The sequence below is a fragment of the Peptococcus simiae genome (assembly GCF_046097595.1).
GTDB classification, from domain to species: domain Bacteria; phylum Bacillota; class Peptococcia; order Peptococcales; family Peptococcaceae; genus Peptococcus; species Peptococcus simiae.
Genome location: NZ_JBJUVG010000005.1, coordinates 72,656 through 90,023, shown reverse-complemented (window position 1 = coordinate 90,023; position 17,368 = coordinate 72,656). Strand labels below are relative to the sequence as shown.

General features: G+C 53.6%; 17 protein-coding genes and 4 tRNA genes. 18 read left to right on the top strand and 3 right to left on the bottom strand.

All coding sequences use genetic code 11. The features are described 5' to 3' along the window. Positions 1-215 precede the first annotated feature (215 nt). The 16 genes from ACKQTC_RS05035 (at position 216) to ACKQTC_RS04960 (ending at position 11,298) form a co-directional block, all read left to right on the top strand. Positions 216-1,364 carry a cytochrome c biogenesis protein ResB gene (locus ACKQTC_RS05035; protein ID WP_408977340.1) on the top strand — a complete coding sequence of 383 codons (1,149 nt, stop codon included), beginning with the start codon at positions 216-218 and terminating at the stop codon, positions 1,362-1,364. Then, positions 1,357-2,130, top strand: a complete 774-nt coding sequence (gene ccsA / locus ACKQTC_RS05030; protein ID WP_408977339.1) for a cytochrome c biogenesis protein CcsA — start codon at positions 1,357-1,359, stop codon at positions 2,128-2,130. Before ACKQTC_RS05035 ends, ccsA begins: the two co-directional genes overlap by 8 nt. Before the next feature lie 18 nt (positions 2,131-2,148). Further along, entirely contained in the window at positions 2,149-2,772 is a 624-nt protein-coding gene (locus ACKQTC_RS05025; RefSeq protein WP_408977338.1) for an RsbRD N-terminal domain-containing protein, read from the top strand. A 4-nt stretch (positions 2,773-2,776) separates the two neighbouring features. Further along, complete coding sequence (gene dsrK / locus ACKQTC_RS05020) at positions 2,777-4,402, top strand: sulfate reduction electron transfer complex DsrMKJOP subunit DsrK (RefSeq protein WP_408977337.1); 1,626 nt, start codon at positions 2,777-2,779, stop codon at positions 4,400-4,402. Continuing rightward, positions 4,395-4,838 carry a sulfate reduction electron transfer complex DsrMKJOP subunit DsrJ gene (dsrJ, locus tag ACKQTC_RS05015; protein WP_408977336.1) on the top strand — a complete coding sequence of 148 codons (444 nt, stop codon included), beginning with the start codon at positions 4,395-4,397 and terminating at the stop codon, positions 4,836-4,838. Before dsrK ends, dsrJ begins: the two co-directional genes overlap by 8 nt. Continuing rightward, entirely contained in the window at positions 4,838-5,632 is a 795-nt protein-coding gene (dsrO, locus tag ACKQTC_RS05010) for a sulfate reduction electron transfer complex DsrMKJOP subunit DsrO (RefSeq protein WP_408977335.1), read from the top strand. Before dsrJ ends, dsrO begins: the two co-directional genes overlap by 1 nt. Next, the gene (gene dsrP, locus ACKQTC_RS05005) at positions 5,629-6,939 is read left to right on the top strand and encodes a sulfate reduction electron transfer complex DsrMKJOP subunit DsrP (protein WP_408977334.1); all 1,311 of its coding nucleotides are present in this window, start codon (positions 5,629-5,631) and stop codon (positions 6,937-6,939) included. Before dsrO ends, dsrP begins: the two co-directional genes overlap by 4 nt. Next, positions 6,939-8,003, top strand: coding sequence for a sulfate reduction electron transfer complex DsrMKJOP subunit DsrM (dsrM, locus tag ACKQTC_RS05000; protein ID WP_408977333.1), 1,065 nt, complete (start codon positions 6,939-6,941; stop codon positions 8,001-8,003). Before dsrP ends, dsrM begins: the two co-directional genes overlap by 1 nt. 148 nt (positions 8,004-8,151) lie before the next feature. Next, positions 8,152-8,225, top strand: a tRNA-Glu gene (locus tag ACKQTC_RS04995). A gap of 8 nt (positions 8,226-8,233) precedes the next feature. After that, positions 8,234-8,306 (top strand) — tRNA-Val (locus tag ACKQTC_RS04990). A gap of 4 nt (positions 8,307-8,310) precedes the next feature. After that, a tRNA-Asp gene (locus ACKQTC_RS04985) sits at positions 8,311-8,384 on the top strand. 3 nt (positions 8,385-8,387) lie between these two features. After that, positions 8,388-8,460, top strand: a tRNA-Phe gene (locus ACKQTC_RS04980). Between the two features lie 400 nt (positions 8,461-8,860). Further along, entirely contained in the window at positions 8,861-9,157 is a 297-nt protein-coding gene (locus tag ACKQTC_RS04975; protein WP_408977332.1) for a hypothetical protein, read from the top strand. Between the two features lie 65 nt (positions 9,158-9,222). Continuing rightward, on the top strand, positions 9,223-9,429 hold the full coding sequence (locus ACKQTC_RS04970) for a hypothetical protein (protein ID WP_408977331.1): 207 nt from the start codon (positions 9,223-9,225) through the stop codon (positions 9,427-9,429). 55 nt (positions 9,430-9,484) lie between these two features. Further along, positions 9,485-9,739 (top strand): hypothetical protein, encoded by a 255-nt coding sequence (locus ACKQTC_RS04965; protein WP_408977330.1) that lies wholly within the window; start codon positions 9,485-9,487, stop codon positions 9,737-9,739. Positions 9,740-9,966: 227 nt separating this feature from the next. After that, on the top strand, positions 9,967-11,298 hold the full coding sequence (locus tag ACKQTC_RS04960) for an acetyl-CoA hydrolase/transferase family protein (protein ID WP_408977329.1): 1,332 nt from the start codon (positions 9,967-9,969) through the stop codon (positions 11,296-11,298). Positions 11,299-11,349: 51 nt separating this feature from the next. On the opposite strand, the gene ACKQTC_RS04955 is transcribed toward ACKQTC_RS04960, so the two are convergent. From ACKQTC_RS04955 to ACKQTC_RS04945, 3 genes are all read right to left on the bottom strand, one after another. Next, positions 11,350-12,057, bottom strand: coding sequence for a TVP38/TMEM64 family protein (locus ACKQTC_RS04955; protein ID WP_408977328.1), 708 nt, complete (start codon positions 12,055-12,057; stop codon positions 11,350-11,352). A 143-nt stretch (positions 12,058-12,200) separates the two neighbouring features. Continuing rightward, complete coding sequence (gene ilvA, locus ACKQTC_RS04950; protein ID WP_408977327.1) at positions 12,201-13,409, bottom strand: threonine ammonia-lyase; 1,209 nt, start codon at positions 13,407-13,409, stop codon at positions 12,201-12,203. 132 nt (positions 13,410-13,541) lie between these two features. After that, the gene (locus ACKQTC_RS04945; RefSeq protein ID WP_408977326.1) at positions 13,542-14,894 is read right to left on the bottom strand and encodes a hypothetical protein; all 1,353 of its coding nucleotides are present in this window, start codon (positions 14,892-14,894) and stop codon (positions 13,542-13,544) included. A 242-nt stretch (positions 14,895-15,136) separates the two neighbouring features. Between ACKQTC_RS04945 and speD the strand changes: the two genes are divergently transcribed. Then, on the top strand, positions 15,137-15,901 hold the full coding sequence (speD, locus tag ACKQTC_RS04940; protein WP_408977325.1) for an adenosylmethionine decarboxylase: 765 nt from the start codon (positions 15,137-15,139) through the stop codon (positions 15,899-15,901). A gap of 21 nt (positions 15,902-15,922) precedes the next feature. Then, on the top strand, positions 15,923-17,368 hold the full coding sequence (locus ACKQTC_RS04935; RefSeq protein ID WP_408977324.1) for an aminotransferase class I/II-fold pyridoxal phosphate-dependent enzyme: 1,446 nt from the start codon (positions 15,923-15,925) through the stop codon (positions 17,366-17,368).

Here is a 17,368-nt window from a genome sequence, read left to right as displayed (position 1 = left end):
ACTTGTACTGGACTTCACAATAAAATCAGGATAAGATGGCCGCCGAGGTCATCATTTCAGAATAGTTAAGATAAATAATAATTTTACAATTGCCCGTTTAGAAAGAGGGAAAACTTGTTAAAGCCTTTGGCAACATGATATAATGACCGAAGTACGCTTTCCGGTTTTAATCAGGCAAGAGATGTAAAGGCCATTGGAGAGCGAGCGGAGGAGATATGCTCAAGTTTATTTCATCAATCCGCCTAGCGGTTATTTTAATAGCAACCCTGGCCGGCATGGCGGTTTCAGCAACGATTTTTGACCAGGCGGAGGTCTTTTCCTCGACGCCCTTCCTGGTGGTTGTGGGCCTTTTTTTTGTGAACCTTTTAACTTGTACCCTCAGCATCCTGCCCCGGCTGGCCAAACGCCTGCGCCGGGGGGTCCGGGACCTGCCCGAGGGGGCGGGGGCCTACCAGGCCTCAGAGGCCTCTGAAGAGAGTGTCCGGGCCTTTTTCGCCAAGCACCGGTTTGCCGTCCAGGAAAGCCGGCAGGGGGAGGTCCGCTACCTTTACGGGGTCAGGGGACGGTTGCCCCTCCTGGCCCCTCATGTCCTCCACCTGGCGATATTAATCATTATCGTGGGGGCGGTCTTATCCAACTTTGGGGTCAAGGCCACCATGCAGGTGGCGGAAGGGGATATCCAGGCCGTACCGAAAAAGATTGCTGAGGCAACAGACCTCAAGGAGCTGGCGGTCCAGTCCTTCCAGACGGAATACGACCGCCAGGGCCATGTGGATAACTGGCGGACGACCTTTGAGCTTTTCGGTGCCGACGGGCCGGTTGGCAGCGGGGATACCCGGGTCAACCACCCCTATAAGAAGGGGGGCCTATCCATTTACCAGATGGGCTATGGGCGGCGCTTTGACGTCAACTTTACCACCGATAGTGCGGAAACCAGTGGGGGCTATGCCTTCCCTGAAGACCAGAAGATTCCCCTGGCAGATGGTTACTTTATCCTCCAGGCCATGGGCAAGGAGGCCCTCCTCTATATGGAATATGATAAGGATGGCCAGATGATCCGCCAGGAGGCCTTAAAGCCCGGCGCCGGGCTGAATTTAACCAACGGCAACCGGTTGGATTATATCCGGCCCCTGGAATATACGGTTTTAGAATTAAAGTACGGCCATGGGGTCCAGGCGGTTTTTGCCGGCTTTGTGCTGGCGGCTCTGGCCTCATTTATGCTGCTTTTAGGCCGCTATGCGGCGGTAGGTGTCCGCCTTGACCCGACCGGGGCCGTGGCGGTTCGCCTGGATGCCAAAGGGCGGGAGCGGAAGCGCCTGGCCCAACACCTATCCATAAAGGATGTGACAAAAAGGAATGATTAACTGGCAACACTTACTGATGACGGCCCCTTTGGTCTTGGCCATCTGTACAGCCCTGGCCGGCGCGGCGTCGGCTAAAAAAACGGCCCGTAGCCTGGCAACGGTGACGGCGGTTTTAGGTTTTCTCTGTTCTGCGGGCATCCTGGTGCTCCGGGGCGTTCAAATGAACCACCTGCCCTTATCCAGCGGGCTGGACTTCAGCCTCTGGCTCTGTGCGGTCTTATTCTTATTTACCATTTTCCTCTTGGGCAAGCTGCGGATGCCGGTTGTGGTGGTTTTACTCAGCATCATGATCGCTATTTTAGCGGCCTGGGTCTTATCCCAGAACCACGAAGTGGCGCCGATGGCGCCGGCTTTACGGTCTCCCTGGCTATCGGTCCATGTGCTTTCCGCCATGCTATCTTATAGCGTGCTGACGGTATCCTTTGTTTTATCCCTGGTCATTGTCACCCGGAAGGTGGACAAGACCACGGACCGGCTGGATGAGTGGGCCTATCGCCTGGTCCTCCTGGGCTTACCCCTGCTGACGGTTATGCTCGTGACCGGCTCCATTTGGGCAGAATATGCCTGGGGGAGCTACTGGAGCTGGGACTGGAAGGAAGTCTGGGCCCTGGTGACCTGGCTGGTCTATGCTTTATACTTACACTTGCGAGTGGGTGGGTGGCGCAATAAACAAGCTGCCTATTTAAATATACTCGGCTTTGCTGTGGTGGTCTTTACCTTCTTTGGGGTGAGTTACCTCTTACCGGGCCTACACAGCTATCTCTAACACGGAGGAGGTGGTCGGGTGCTTGAGCTGAAACCTTTTTTGCAGGAGCACCTGAAGACGCTTCGGGATGACTGGTTTGAGCTGACGCTCTCCGCCTATCCGGAAGCCAGCCGTCCTTTTTTCGAAAAGGTGGTGGACGGGTTTAACAACCCGGTTGGCGCCACCTTGTACGAAAGTCTGACGGCGTTATTGGAGGAATTGTTGCAACCGGCACCTGACGAGGACCGGGTCCTTGACCAGGTGGCCAACATCATGGCAGTCAAAGCGGTACAGGAAGTGAGTCCGTCTAAGGCGGTCAGCGTGTTTCCGGCCTTTAAGCAGGTGGTGATGCGGGCCGTTTGCCCCAAGGGGAAATGGCTTGTGGCGCCTGAAGCACTTATTGATTTTTTTGATGAGCTGGACACCGTTGCCCTGTATGCTTTCGATGTTTACTATGAGCGGCGCGTTCAAATTTATGAAATGCGCCTGGCTCAAATCAAGGCCAACAATGATATTTTGGTGCGCGCCAATTTATTAGACCAGGCCCTTGATATGGAGGATTTTATGCGTTGTGCAAGTTCAATGGGGGATGAGGGAAGCGCCGATTGCGGCAGCTGTCCGTCCGCGCGCCATTGCCCATCGGACGAGAGTAAAGGGGTGTAATGATATGGCAAAACTTCCAAAACCGGAGGAGCTGCTCAACATCAGTTATAACCCGCCAGCCACTGGGTGGATGAAAACCAAGACCGATATCCGGGAAGGGTTTTTCTGCCACGCCGGTAAGCCCGAAAGCTTGGAAAAAGTGAGCTTGCCGAATGCCCGTGAATGGCGTGTCCCTGATGATGACTGGAAGCTGCCGCCGGATTGGCAAACAATTATCTTAGATGGCTTACGGGACCGTCTGGACCGGTTCCGGTCCCTGAAGGTCTTTATGGACTGCTGCGTCCGTTGTGGGGCCTGCTCAGACAAGTGCCACTTCTTCTTAGGCAGTGGTGACCCGAAAAACATGCCGGTTTTACGGGCGGAACTCCTGCGGAGTGTTTACCGGAAAGAGTTTACCCTGGCCGGTAAGCTTATGGCCAAGATGGTCGGTGCCCGGGAACTGACGGAAGACGTCTTAAAAGAATGGTTCTACTACTTCTTCCAATGCTCCGAATGTCGCCGCTGCTCTGTTTTCTGCCCTTATGGTATTGATACGGCGGAAATCACCATGCTGGCCCGGGAGCTCTTAAACCTGGTCGGGCTTAATATTGACTGGATTGTTACCCCGGTGGCCAACTGCTTTGAAAAGGGGAACCACTTAGGGATCCAACCCCACGGGATTGTGGACAGTTACGATATGATGCTGGACGATATCGAAGATATCACCGGTGTCCGTTTAGACTTAACCTATAACCGCAAGGGCGCAGAAATTTTATACGTGCCGCCCAGCGGGGATATTTTTGCGACCCCGGGGAACTACACCCTCATGGGTCAACTCATGCTCTTCCACGAGTTAGGCTTAGACTATACCGTCAGTACCTTTAACTCAGAAGGCGGGAACTTCGGGCTCTTCACCTCTAATGAAATGATGAAGCGGCTCAACCAAAAGATTTACGCTGAAGCCCAGCGTCTAGGCGTTAAATTCATCATTGGTGGGGAATGCGGCCACATGTGGCGGGTTATCCACCAGTACATGGATACCATGAACGGGCCGGCCAACTTCTTAGAAGTGCCGAAAAACCCCATCACCGGGACCGTTTTTGAAAACGCCGCCTCGACCAAGATGATCCACGTGACGGAATTTACAGCCGACTGTATCCGCCACAATAAGGTTAAACTAGACCCGTCCCGGAACAAGGGGATTGTGGCCACCTACCACGATTCCTGCAACCCGGCCCGGGCCATGGGGCTCTTAGAAGAACCCCGCTACATCCTCGACCATGTCTGCGAGTGGTATGAAATGCCTGAAGACACCATCCGGGAAAAAACCTTCTGCTGCGGCTCCGGCTCCGGCCTGAACGCTGAAGAAAACATGGAACTCCGGATGCGGGGCGGTTTCCCCCGGGCCAATGCCGTTAAGTATGTCCATGAAAAACATGGGGTCAACATGCTTTCCTGCGTTTGCGCCATTGACCGGGCAGCCCTGCCGCCGCTCATGAACTACTGGGTGCCCGGCGTTGACGTCTGCGGCGTCCATGAATTGGTCGGTAATGCCCTGGTGATGAAAGGGGAAAAAGAACGGGAAGAAAACCTCCGTTTTGAACCCCTGCAAAACCAAGACCCGGTCATGGAGGAGGTAGGCCATGAATAAGCGTAATATCATTATCGGTATCGTGGTCTTTGTCCTGGTGGTAACCACCCCCCTCTGGCTCAACATCGGCCGCGGAGCCCAAGCCTCTGCACCGGAAGTCAGCCTGGATACCCCGGCCATCAAGGCCATGGGCGACGATGCCCACTGCATCTATGATGTTGAATACATGCGGTCCCACCATATGGAAGTCCTGGCCCAATGGAAGAAGCAAGCCATTCGTGGCAATAACCGTGAATTTGTGGCCCCGGACGGGACGGCTTATGAGGTATCTTTACAAAATACCTGCTTAGAATGTCACAGCAATTATGAAGACTTCTGTAAGAAGTGTCACGATTATAATGACGTGACCCCCAACTGCTGGACCTGCCATGTGAACCCGACAGCTGATAACGGTGGCGCTTTAAAAGAGGGCGTTACAGCAGGAGGTGACGAATAATGGCTAAAATTTCAAGAAGACAATTTTTAAAACTATCTGCTGCCACTGCCGGTATGGGTGTGCTCGCCGGCTGCGGCATGAAAACCAAGGGGATTGGCGGCGGTGAATTCATGACCCCCACCAAGGCCGTCAATGGCAAAAACTGGGGGATGCTCATTGATTCGTCTAAACTGACCAAGGCCGATATCGACCGGATGCAGGCCGCCTGCCACCAGGCCCACAATGTACCGGATATCCCCGAAAAGAAACATGAAATCAAGTGGATTTGGGATGAACCCTTTGAGGCCCTCTTCCATAGCCAGGTCAGCCCGGGCTTAAGTGAAAAGTGGCGGGGCGTCCCCTTTACCACCCTATGCAACCACTGCCGGAAGCCGATTTGCGTCAAAGTCTGTCCAACCCAGGCCACCTTTACCAATAAAGAAGGGATTGTCATCCAGGACATGCACCGCTGCATCGGTTGCCGGAACTGTATGGCTGCCTGCCCTTATGGGAGCCGGAGTTTTAACTTTGAAGACCCGCGTCCCTATATTAAAGAACTCAACCCTGCCTACCCCACCCGGAGTAAAGGGGTTGTTGAAAAATGTGACTTCTGTGCAGAACGCCTGGCCAAGGGTGAACTGCCCATCTGCGTAGAAGAATCCAATGGCGCTATTTTATTCGGGGACCTGGATGACCCCAATTCAGAAGTGGCCAAGGCCATCGCCAGTGAAATGGTCATTGCCCGTGAACCGGGTTATGGCACAGAGCCTAAGGTCTACTACCGGGTCAACCTGAAAGGAGGGGAAGAAGCATGATTGAAAAAGCCTTAGTCAAGCGGTCCAGCAAAAAGTACTGGGCCTGGATGTGTTTCTTACTCGCCGTTATTGTCATCGGTTGTGCCGCCTATGCCTACCAGATGATCAATGGTTTCCAGGTGACAGGGCTCTCTCGGGATATATCCTGGGGCCTCTATATCGGTCACTTAACCTTCTTCGTCGGGGTGGCCGCCGGGGGCGTTATGATTGTCCTGCCCTATTACTTCCACAATGTGAAAGAGTATGGCCGGATCACCGTCGTTGGCGAATTTTTGGCCATTGCCGCCCTGGTCATGGCCCTCTTATTCGTCGTCGTTGACGTCGGGGCCCCGCAAAAAATCTTAAACGTTTGGCTTTATTGGACACCCCAGTCCATGCTCTGCTGGGACTCTGTGGTCATTCCCCTCTACCTGGTCCTGAACCTGGTCGTGGGCTACCAAGTCCTGCAGGCTGAAAATAAGGGCGTCCACTATAAGAAATGGGTAAGAGTCCTGGCCATGATTTCTGTGCCGGTGGCCTTCTCCATCCATATTGTTACGGCCTTCCTGTATGCAGGTCTGCCCAGCCGCCACTACTTCCTGACGGCTGTCCTGCCGGCCAAGTTCCTGGCCGGGGCCTTTGCTACCGGGCCGGCCCTCATTATTCTCCTGTGCCTCTTGCTCAAACGCCTGACCGGCTTTGATGCCGGCGAAAAGGCCATGAGAATGCTGGCCACAACGGCTGTCTATGCCTTTATTGCCATGCTCATCATGGAAGCCGGGGAATTCTTTACGGCCTACTACTCCAATGTACCGGCCCACAAGACAGCCCTGACCTATCTTTTCTTCGGTTATGAAGGGAACAACCAATGGGTCCCTTTCCTGACAGTCTTCTGGATCACGACGGTCATCGCCCTGGTCCTGCTTTTACCGACCAAATTCCGCTTTAACTATGCCACCATGGGTGTCGGGTGTGCCTGCTTATTCATCGCCTTATACATTGAAAAAGGGCTCACCTTTGTTATCGGCGGTTTATCTGAAAACCCCTTCGGCGAAATCGTGGATTACATCCCCGGTTTTGCGGAAATCCTGGTCATCATCGGGGTTTATGCCATCGGTATCTTTATCATCAGCCTGCTCTTTAAGCTAATTACGGTGGTTAAGTATGACCGCGATGAAGGCGCCTTCCCCAATAAGTATGACCGGTCCCAGCTGGCCTATGAGCTGAACCGTCGGGGTGGCACCTATGTCGATACCCGTCCCCGGTATGTACCGGAGCCGGAAGAACCGGCAGATGCTGAAGGCAATGATGAAAAGGAGGTTGAATAATGGGATTCATTACTGCTTGCGTGATCGTCCTTGTCATAGCCTTATTCGCAGTGGTCGTCGGTGGCCTCATGGGCCTGACCGGCCTCTTTACGGTGGTCCTGCCTTATTTGGCCTTTACCCTCTTTGTGGTTGGGGTTATCTACCGGATTGCCAATTGGGGCAAATCGCCGGTCCCCTTTAATATTGCCACCACCTGTGGACAGGCCAAGAGCCTGGACTTCATCAAATGGAACCCGGTGGAATGCCCCCGGTCCCGTCCGGCCCTTTACTTTCGGATGTTCCTGGAAGTGGTCTTTTTCCGGTCTTTATTCCGTAACAGCAAGGCGGAACTTGAAAAAGACGGGAATCTGACCTTCCAATGGGAAAAATGGCTCTGGATTTTCGCCATCCTTTTCCACTGGGGGATGTTCTTTACCCTGATCCGCCACTTCCGCTTCTTTACCGCGAAAGTACCGGCCCTGGTGACCCTGCTTGACAAGATTGACGGGGTTATCTTAATTGACTTACACCACTATTACATCACAGGCTTTATGTTCCTAGCCGGGGCCGGCTTACTCCTGCTCCGTCGCCTGCTCCTGCCCAAGGTGCGCTACATTAGCCTCTTAAACGATTACTTCCCCCTGCTGCTCCTGATTGCCATCGCCTTAACCGGGATGGCCATGCGCTACCTGGTACCGACCCGGACCGACGTGACCAGCGTGCGCGAAGTCATGGTGGGCCTTTTGACCTTCCAGCCGGTTGTACCTGAACCGGGGACCTTGAGCATTTTCTTCCTCATGCACCTGACCTTCGTCTGCACCCTCCTGATCTACTTCCCCTGGGGCAAGCTCATGCACGCTGTAGGCGTCTTTATGAGCCCCACCCGGAACCAATGTACCAATAGCCGGGAAGTCCGTCACGTCAACCCCTGGAACCCGGTGGTTGAATTCCATAGCTATATGGACTATGAAGACCAATTCCGTGACCGGATGGTGAAATTCGGCCTTCCTGTTGAGAAAACCCTGGAAGAAGCTGAAGCTGAAAAAGAAGCAGAACGGAAGGCCCTGGAAGACTCCTTGGCCTAAAGGAAATATAAAAGCAGCTGTCATGCAGCTGCTTTTTTTGTGGCCATTATTGACGGAATTTACCGAAAACAAATCTTTTTTTAAAAGCTCTTGACAGAATAAGGATCTTCGTGTAATATTAGTATCTGTTGGGGCTACAAAATAACTGGGCCTGTTGGAGAAGTGGCTTAACTCACCAGCCTTTCACGCTGGCATTCAGGGGTTCGAATCCCCTACAGGTCAGACCCTTCGGATGATTAGCTCAGTTGGGAGAGCATCTGCATCACACGCAGGGGGTCGGCGGTTCGAGCCCGTCATCGTCCACTTTGGCGCAGTAGTTCAGTTGGTTAGAATGCCAGCCTGTCACGCTGGAGGTCGTGGGTTCGAGTCCCATCTGCGTCGTTTGCCTCGATAGCTCAGTCGGTAGAGCAAGGGACTGAAAATCCCTGTGTCGCTGGTTCGATTCCGGCTCGAGGCATTTTTAAGCGGTTTACAGATTACCTGTAAACCGCTTTTTTGTGTTCGCATTTACGGTGTCTTGCTCCGGCCATCCGAAGGCAGCTAGAGCAGGAAGGACCGAGGGCAAATAGCCCCACTGCCTTACATATGGGAGGGCCTCTCATCGGCTAGCAGGGAGCGGCAGATGGCAAGCTTGAATGGACGGTCACTGCTGGGTATAATCGTTGTATAGGTGCTAAGGTGACCTGGAGCCGTAAGCGGGGCAAGAGCAGGCAAATGACGTGTTCGATATTACAAGTAACGGTGATAATCGCCTTATAGGCTCCTCTAGCGACAAGGGTCTCTGTTCCTGCAGGACCGATTATATTTTTATGAGGATAAGCCGGATGAAATAAAAAAAGAAGAAAGGAGCGCAAAAAATGAAAACCATTGATGTTTATCAATGTGAATTGGGGAAGACCATTCCTCTTGAGTATGTAGGAAGAGTCCGATATTTCGGTGAAAGCTTCGGTGTTGATGGGCTGACAGATGGCAAAGACTATAACCTTGTAAAAGACGAAACCGGATATATTAAGGTTGTTGATGACAGTGAAGAAGATTACATCTATTCGCTGTCAAATCCAGCGCCTGCAACAGGGTATTCCCCAGGCGGTATCTTTAAAATTGTGGATGATCCTAGAGAGATTTTAAAAAAGCGTGGTTTGCCTGAGCTATAATATTAAAGGTTCCTAATTCAAAGAAAAAAAAGGACGCACATTGTACCTAGGGAGGAACGCTAAAGATGGTAACAATTGAGGAAATGAAAAAAGCTGCAAAGCATCAGGTTCGCGTTACATTAACGAGCGGAATCATCAGCGAAGGGTTTTGCACTGAATACTTATGGCCGGAGCCCGGGGAAGATGAGCATCACAATATTACTGTTAGGGAGCACGGGATCCTCTATGAAATCAATGACTATGAAATCGAGCGCATCGAAATTCTAGATTAATGAAAACCCTTGCATAGGAATAACTTCATAGGCATCTACTGTGTCCTTAAAGCCCATGAAGTATAATGATGACGTATCTGGGGATATTAAAAGGCTTGTAAAGCGTTTTATAAGGAGAAAAAATGAAAGTTCTAAGTGTGCTGAGTGTAAGCCCTGGCATCCTAACGATATAAAAGATGGGGATAAAAGTGAGCCGGTCATGACTTGTGACGCTTTTCCGGATGGGGAAGGCATCCCAATGGAAATCTTTAAAGCGACCAAGTCTGTTCCTTGCAGCGACCATATATCGTTTGAACCGGAAGACGAATAAAACCACCTGAAAGGGTGGTTTTTTTCATGTCAATCATCAGCAAGGGCGGTGAGGCGGATGAAATTGGCCTTCTATCCAGTAAAAATCTACAGGTGTTTAAAAAATATAGGAAAAATCCCTGAAACAAGCAAATTATCAACAAATTGTGAAAAACCTGTTGGCCCTTATCCTTTTATGGGGTAGAATAGAGGTATATCGCATGTGATCAGCAATAAGGGAGGATTTATATGGATTTCAGCCAAGCCTATCAAGAAAAATTAACCACGCCTGAAGAGGCGGTCCAAATTGTTAAAAGTGGTGACTGGGTCGATTACAGCCAAACCTGTGCTATTCCAGTTCGGCTGGATGAGGCCCTGGCGGCCCGGCATGGGGACCTGTCTGATGTCAAGGTGCGGAGTTCTATTACCATGCAACCCCTCCAGGTGGTGGAGGCCGGCGAGGGGTCCTTTATCTATAATGCCTGGCACTGCTCCGGCTTAGACCGCCGCTATATCGACCAGGGTAAGGCCTTCTTTAACCCCATGCTTTTCCGCAATGTGGGGGCCTATTATCGGAAGGGCTATGCCCCGGTTGATGTGCTGATGTTGACGGTCTCCCCCATGGATGCCTATGGCAACTTCAGCACCGGTCTGACCAACTGCTGTGTCCAGGATATCATTGATGTTGCCAAGTATATCGTCATTGAGGTGAACCCCAACATGCCCCGGGTCTATGGGACGACCGGGGACCATATCCATATTTCCCAGGTGGATAAGATTGTCGAGAGCGATGCCCAGATTCCAACAGCGGCAGCGCCGCCGGCGACGGAGATTGACCGAAAGATTGCCGGCTATATTTTCCCGGAACTCTCTGACGGGATGACCCTGCAGTTGGGGATTGGCGGGATGCCCAATGCCCTAGGGGCCTTGATTGCCGAATCCGACCTCAAGGATATCGGTATGCATACCGAGCTCATGAGTGACGGCTATTTGAACCTCTACCGGGCCGGGAAAATCACCAATATGAAGAAGGAAATCGACCGGGGCAAGGGGGTCTTCTCTATTGCCAACGGGTCTCGGGACCTCTATGACTTCCTCCATGAAAACCAGAGCATTTACTCTGCCCCCATTGGCTATGTCAACCACCCGGACACTATCCGGCAGTTTAAAAACTTTGTCTCCATCAATGGCTGCATTGCCATGGACCTCTACGGTCAGGTCTGCTCGGAGACCGCCGGTACCCGGCAGATTTCCGGCACCGGTGGCCAGCTGGACTTCGTTACCGGGACCTTTGAATCGGAAAACGGCAAGGCCTTCCTGGCTATGAGCTCTACCTTTACCGATAAGGCCGGGGTGGTTCACTCCCGGATTATGCCGACCTTCACTGAGGGGGATGTTATGACAACCCCCCGGACCCAAGTCCCGACCATCGTCACCGAGTACGGGATGGCCCACCAGGTCGGTCTGCCAACCTGGCAACGGGCTGAAAACATCATCAATATTGCCCACCCCGACTTCCGCGAGGCCTTGATCCAGGCGGCGGAAGCCCAGGGTATTTGGCGGCGAACCAATAAACGGTAGTGCCATCAAGAAGAAAGCCCCGACTGCAGGCAGTTGCAGCCGGGGCTTTATCTATTTTCGGTGGCGGCGGAAGGTGTTCCGGTGGCGGTATTCGTAACGGTTGTAGGCCAGGTAGCCCAGGAGGGAGACCAGGGAGGTCCCAATAAAGAGGAGGGCGACCTTGAGGACCTGGCCACTGACGATGGCATCGCCGGCCAGGGCACTGACCAGGGTGGCGGGAATCCGGGCCAGGTTGCTGATGATGAGGAAGTTAACCAGGCTCATATTGGTTAGGCCCAGGAGGTAGGTCAGGGCGTCCTTGGGGGTGCCCGGGATCAGGAAGAAGATAAAGGTCAGGCCATGGAGTTTCCGTGGGTTGGTCAGGAAGTCGTAATTTTCCAGACGGTTGTTCTCAAAGAAGAAATTGACGAAGTTCTCGCCAAAACGCTTGACTAGGGAAAAGGCCAGGCTGGACCCGATGACCATACCCAGGGTGCAGATGAGGGTCCCATGTAAGGGGCCATAGGCAAAGCCGGCGGCGATTTCCATAGGGCCGGCGGGGACGACGGCCACCAGAACCTGGAGGGCCATGCCCAGGACAAAGAGGAGCCGGCCGGCAAAACCGTGGGCTTCGGCCCAGGCCCGGACCGCTTCTGCATCCTGCATGTTGCGGAAGGTGGGGGCCAGATGTCTGGTTACTAAGATGCCCAGGACCACCATAGCTGCGATAAAGAGGAGCAGGAGCAGGCGGCGTAGGCGCTTTTTATTGCGGTCATCCATGAGGGTACCTCCGGGCTATTGTGATGAGGGGCAGCCGGCTGGCCGGCCCCTAGTGTGAGGCAATGATAGCGTGAAAAAGCGTCTCTTGTCAATGAAGCTTGGCCAAGAGACGCTTTTTCTATAAAAGTAAGACCGGCCGGCCTTTAATCAATGAGGTCATGGAGCTCGTAGCCGGCTTCTTTGAGACTTTGTTTGATTTCCTGGACATGGCGGTGGCCATTGGTGGAAACGGTAATATCCACGTGGATATTTGAAAACCGCTCGGTGAGGCTGTAGCGGTCATGGGAGATGGAGATGATATTGGCCCGTAAGTCGGACAGGATGCCGCTGATCCGGTGCAATTCGCCGGGCCGGTCCGGCAGGTCCAGGTAGAACTTAAAGATTCGGTCCCGGAACCGGAGGCCCTTGTTGATCATAGAGGCCACCATCAGCATGTCCACATTGCCGCCGGAAAGGATGCAGGCTACCTGCTTATTGGCAAAGGGGAGTTTGCGGGCGGCGGCTACAGAAAGGAGGCCGGAGGGCTCGACGATGAGCTTGTGTTGCTCGACGGTTTCCGTAAAGGCCTCCATGAGTTCAAAGTCGTCAACGACCAGCCAGTCATCGACAAAGCGGCGGCAGAGGCTGTAGGTTTCGATGCCGGCCTCTTTGACAGCGGTCCCGTCTGCAATGGTGGAGACATCATCCAGCATGACCCGGGCCCCGGTCCGGATAGCGGCCCGCATGGAGGCGGCATTTTTAGGCTCAACCCCGATGACCCGGCAGTCCGGCTTGTGCTGGGCAATGCAGGCGGCAATGCCGGCAATGAGGCCCCCGCCGCCGACTGGCACCAGAATCGCCTCCAGGGCCGGCAGGTCCCGGAGGAGTTCCAGGGCGATGGTCCCCTGGCCCTCAATGACCCCTAAGTCATCAAAGGGGTGGACCATGGTGAAGCCTTCTTCCTTGGCCAAACGGGCGGCCTCGGCAGCGGCATCATCATAAGTGGTGCCAATCAGGCGGACTTCAGCCCCAAGGGCCCTGGTCCGCTTGATCTTGATGAGGGGAGTGGTTTCAGGCATGACCACGATGGCCCTGGCCTTGGCTGCCGCAGCAGCACAAGCCACCCCCTGGGCATGGTTGCCGGCGGAGGCCGTGACCAGACCCTTGGCTCGGGCTTCCTCGCTTAGGGCAAAGATTTTATTGCTGGCGCCCCGAATCTTAAAGGCCCCGGTACGTTGGAGGTTTTCCGGTTTTAAAAATATATGGTTATTGGCTGCCGTTGAAAAATAAGGCGACTCAATAATCGGCGTCGGCAGGAGCATTTGACGGATGCGATGGGCAGCAGCTTCAAAATCAAAAGTTGGATTAGACATCATGCACCTCTTTTTTTGGAAATTGACTTTGCTGGCCTTTTGCAAAAAACCTGGGCCAAAAAATCGGTATGGCTATCATACCACAAAAATCCCCCGTATGCAGGGCATATCGGGGGGAAGTGGGGCTGGCCCTTATTTTTTCTTATTACCGGCTTTTTTAGCCTGGTTGGCGACTTTTTTAGCCTCTTTTTGGACCTGGTCTTTCTTGGCCTGGTTCTTTTTGACGGCTTCACCGGCTTTTTGGCCAATGGCCTTGGCCTCGGGGCTGGTGGCTTCTTCTTCGGCGGCTGCAGCCAGGGTTTGCTCGGCAATGACTTCCCGGGCCTTTTCGCCAACATCCCGCGCCTCTTCAACGATAGCTTCGGCTTCTTCCTTTTCAGCCGCTAAGAGGTCAGCAGCAGCTTGACCGGCCGCCTGGGCCTTGTCCTGCTTGCCGGCCTTGTCTTTGACGTCTTCGGCCTTATCGGCGGCTTTGTCTTTAGCCTCTTCAGCCTTATCTTTGACGTCTTCGGCCTTATCGGCAGCCTTGTCTTTAGCCTCTTCAGCCTTATCTTTAACGTCTTTGGCCTTATCGGCAGCTTTGTCTTTAGCCTCTTCAGCCTTATCTTTGACGTCCGCGGCCTTGTCAGCTGCCTTTTCTTTGACTTCTTCGGTTTTCTCAGCCCCCTTATCCTTGACTTCTTCAGCCTTGTCGGCCAGGACTTCCTTGCCTTCAGCGACCTTGTCGCCGGCTTCTTCAGCCTTGATCTGAGCCGTTTCTTTTAAGTCCTCGGCCTTTTCAAGACCGGTTTCTTTCAGGTCCTGAGCCTTGTCCTTGATGACGTCCTTGGCTTCATCAGCGATGATAGCGGTGGCGATGACGGCTTCTTCGGCCTTATCCTTGACCTTTTCTACGCCGGCCTTCAGTTGACCATTATCGCTACCGGTCTTTTCCTTCAGGTCCTGGGCCTTGTCCTTGGCGACGGCCTTGACGTCCTGGGATAGGTCTTTGGCAGCGCTCTTGGCTTCACCGGCCTTACCCTTGGCGGCATCCTTGGCCTGGTCTACTTTTTCTTCGGCGACGACCTTCAGGTCCTGGGCCTTGTCTTTGGCAATGACTTTGACGTCACCGGCAACCCCTTTAGCGGCGCCCTTGGCTTCGGCGACCTTGTCCTTGGCAGCGTCTTTGGCCTCGCCGGCTTTTTCTTCGACCCGGTCCTTGACGGTCCCCCATTTTTCCTCAGCCTTCTCCTTAACGGTTTCGGCCTTATCCAGGACGCTGGCTGCCTTGGCGGCGGTGGCGGCTTTGACGCCGTCTAACTTACCGCCGGCTTTTTCCTGCTGGGCGGCCTCGGTCTGGGCCCGGAAGAGGTCAGCCAGCTTTTTGGTGGTCTCTTTGACCGTATAGCCCTGGTCCTGGCAGGCCTTTTCTAAGCGGTGGGCGGTGCGCAGGAGCTCCTGGTAAGCGGCTTCAGTGCGTTGTTGGAGGTCTTTTAAGTCTTTCATTGAAATCATCCCTTCACATGGATTTTTAATAGCTGAGTGTGGGTGGTATAAGCTTTCTAATGATATTGTATCATAGCCCTTCTTTATAAGGGCATTTTATTGACGAAATATCTGTAAAATGCTATACTTTTAACAGTTTTAACGGTCGGATAGGGCCTTATCATGGACTTATCTTCGTGTTAGTGCCCGGTTGATGTGTGCGCATCAAACTGGGTTTTTTATTTGTAGAGAGGGGTTGGGAGATGGGAGATAAACTCCGCCTTTATGGATTTAACAACTTAACCAAGTCGCTATCCTTTAATATTTATGATGTCTGCTATGCCCGGACAGAGCGGGAACAGCGCGATTATGTGGCTTATATAGATGAGCAGTATAACTCAAACCGGCTAACGGATATCCTCCTGCACGTCACCGATATGATCGGGGCCCATGTACTTAATGTGAGCAGCCAGGACTATGACCCCCAGGGGGCCAGCGTGACCATTATGATTGCCGAAGAGGCCATGGTCCCCAACCTGGATGGGGAGACGGTGGTGGCCCACCTGGATAAAAGTCATGTAACAGTACATACTTACCCGGAATACCACCCGGAAAACGCGATTGCCACCTTCCGGGTGGATATTGATGTGGCCACCTGCGGGGAAATCACCCCCCTGTCGACCCTGGACTACCTCATCGGCAGCTTTGACTCGGATATCATTACCATGGATTACCGGGTCCGGGGCTTTACCCGGGATGTGGACGGGCGGAAGGTCTTTAATGATATTGCCATGACCAGTATCCAGGACTTCATTGACCCGAAAATCCTGCAAAACTATGATGCCTATGATGTCAATGTCTATAAGATCAACAGCTTCCATACCAATATGCTGATTAACGACATGCAGCTCCAGGACTACTTATTTAATACCGATGTCTATGAAATTCCGCCTAAGCAGCGGCTGGAAATCAGCGATAACTTGCGCAAGGAAATGCTGGATATTTACCACGGTACCAATATTTACTAGACAGGTGAGGAGGTTCCCTTGATGGACCAGGAAAGAATGCCCATTCTTGAGGCCCTGGAGGAATTAAAGGTCAACCGGGTCGTCCCCTTTGATGTGCCCGGCCATAAGCGGGGGCGGGGCAACCCGGAGTTGACGGCCTTTCTGGGTGAAAAATGTGTCTCTGTGGATGTCAATTCCATGAAGCCCCTGGACTTTCTCTGCCACCCGGTGTCGGTCATCAAGGAGGCAGAGGACCTGGCGGCAGAAGCCTTCCGGGCGGCTCACGCCTTTTTAATGGTGGGCGGGACCACCAGCTCGGTCCAGGCCATGGTCCTGTCGGCCCTGGCCCCGGGCGATAGCATTATCCTGCCCCGGAATGTCCACAAGAGTGTCATCAACGCCCTCATGCTGGTCGATGCCAAACCCATTTACATCAACCCCCAAACCCACGCCCGGCTGGGTATCTCCCTGGGGATGCGGGTAGAGGATGTCCGGGCGGCCATTGCCGACCACCCCGAGGCCAAGGCGGTCCTGGTCAATAACCCCACCTATTACGGAATTTGCTCTAACCTGGCTGCCATTGTGGACCTGGCCCACCAGGCCGGCATGCTGGTCCTGGCCGATGAGGCCCACGGGACCCATTTTTATTTCGGCGAGGATATGCCCCTGGCGGCCATGCATGCCGGGGCGGATATGGCCGCCATCTCCATGCATAAGAGCGGCGGGTCCCTGACCCAGAGCTCCCTGCTTTTAACCGGGCCGGCGGTCAACGCCGACTATGTCCGGCAGATTATCAATATCACCCAGACCACCAGCGGGTCCTACCTGCTCCTATCCAGTCTGGATATCAGCCGGCGGAACCTGGCCGTCCGGGGCAAGGAAATGTTCCGCCAGGTCCTGGAGGAAGCCGATTATGCCCGCCGGGAAATCAATGCCATTGGCGACTATTACGCCTATGGGCCGGAAATTATCGATGGGGATGCAGTCTTTGACTTTGACCGGACCAAGCTCTCGGTCAACACCCTGGACCTGGGCCTGGCCGGCATAGAGGTCTACGACCTCCTGCGGGACGACTACGACATCCAGACTGAATTCGGTGACCTGGGCAACCTCCTGGCCTACCTGTCCTTTGGCGACCGGCCCAAGGATATAGAGCGGCTGGTGGCGGCCCTGGCTGAAATCCGCCGGCGCTTCCGCCGGCCCGGCCAGGATATGTTTGACCAGGAGTATATCAGTCCGGTGGTGACCATGACCCCGCACCGGGCCTTTTATGCAGCCAAGGAATCGGTGCCCCTGGCGGAAAGCAAGGGCCGGGTCTGTGCGGAATTTGTCATGAGCTACCCGCCGGGCATTCCTATCCTGGCTCCCGGTGAAGCCATTACGGATGAAATCATCCGCTATATTGAGTACAGCAAGGAGAAGGGCTGCTCCCTAACCGGACCGGAAGATATGGCTGTCAGCCGGTTGAATGTCATTAAGGAGGATTAA

What these genes read in the sequence shown, in the direction of transcription:
- ACKQTC_RS05035 (WP_408977340.1), top strand. Translation starts at nt 216, where the DNA reads ATGCTCAAGTTTATTTCATCAATCCGCCTAGCGGTTATTTTAATAGCA.
- ccsA (WP_408977339.1), top strand. Translation starts at nt 1,357, where the DNA reads ATGATTAACTGGCAACACTTACTGATGACGGCCCCTTTGGTCTTGGCC.
- dsrK (WP_408977337.1), top strand. Translation starts at nt 2,777, where the DNA reads ATGGCAAAACTTCCAAAACCGGAGGAGCTGCTCAACATCAGTTATAAC.
- dsrJ (WP_408977336.1), top strand. Translation starts at nt 4,395, where the DNA reads ATGAATAAGCGTAATATCATTATCGGTATCGTGGTCTTTGTCCTGGTG.
- dsrO (WP_408977335.1), top strand. Translation starts at nt 4,838, where the DNA reads ATGGCTAAAATTTCAAGAAGACAATTTTTAAAACTATCTGCTGCCACT.
- dsrP (WP_408977334.1), top strand. Translation starts at nt 5,629, where the DNA reads ATGATTGAAAAAGCCTTAGTCAAGCGGTCCAGCAAAAAGTACTGGGCC.
- dsrM (WP_408977333.1), top strand. Translation starts at nt 6,939, where the DNA reads ATGGGATTCATTACTGCTTGCGTGATCGTCCTTGTCATAGCCTTATTC.
- ACKQTC_RS04975 (WP_408977332.1), top strand. Translation starts at nt 8,861, where the DNA reads ATGAAAACCATTGATGTTTATCAATGTGAATTGGGGAAGACCATTCCT.
- ACKQTC_RS04970 (WP_408977331.1), top strand. Translation starts at nt 9,223, where the DNA reads ATGGTAACAATTGAGGAAATGAAAAAAGCTGCAAAGCATCAGGTTCGC.
- ACKQTC_RS04965 (WP_408977330.1), top strand. Translation starts at nt 9,485, where the DNA reads ATGAAGTATAATGATGACGTATCTGGGGATATTAAAAGGCTTGTAAAG.
- ACKQTC_RS04960 (WP_408977329.1), top strand. Translation starts at nt 9,967, where the DNA reads ATGGATTTCAGCCAAGCCTATCAAGAAAAATTAACCACGCCTGAAGAG.
- ACKQTC_RS04955 (WP_408977328.1), bottom strand. Translation starts at nt 12,057, where the DNA reads ATGGATGACCGCAATAAAAAGCGCCTACGCCGCCTGCTCCTGCTCCTC.
- ilvA (WP_408977327.1), bottom strand. Translation starts at nt 13,409, where the DNA reads ATGTCTAATCCAACTTTTGATTTTGAAGCTGCTGCCCATCGCATCCGT.
- ACKQTC_RS04945 (WP_408977326.1), bottom strand. Translation starts at nt 14,894, where the DNA reads ATGAAAGACTTAAAAGACCTCCAACAACGCACTGAAGCCGCTTACCAG.
- speD (WP_408977325.1), top strand. Translation starts at nt 15,137, where the DNA reads ATGGGAGATAAACTCCGCCTTTATGGATTTAACAACTTAACCAAGTCG.
- ACKQTC_RS04935 (WP_408977324.1), top strand. Translation starts at nt 15,923, where the DNA reads ATGGACCAGGAAAGAATGCCCATTCTTGAGGCCCTGGAGGAATTAAAG.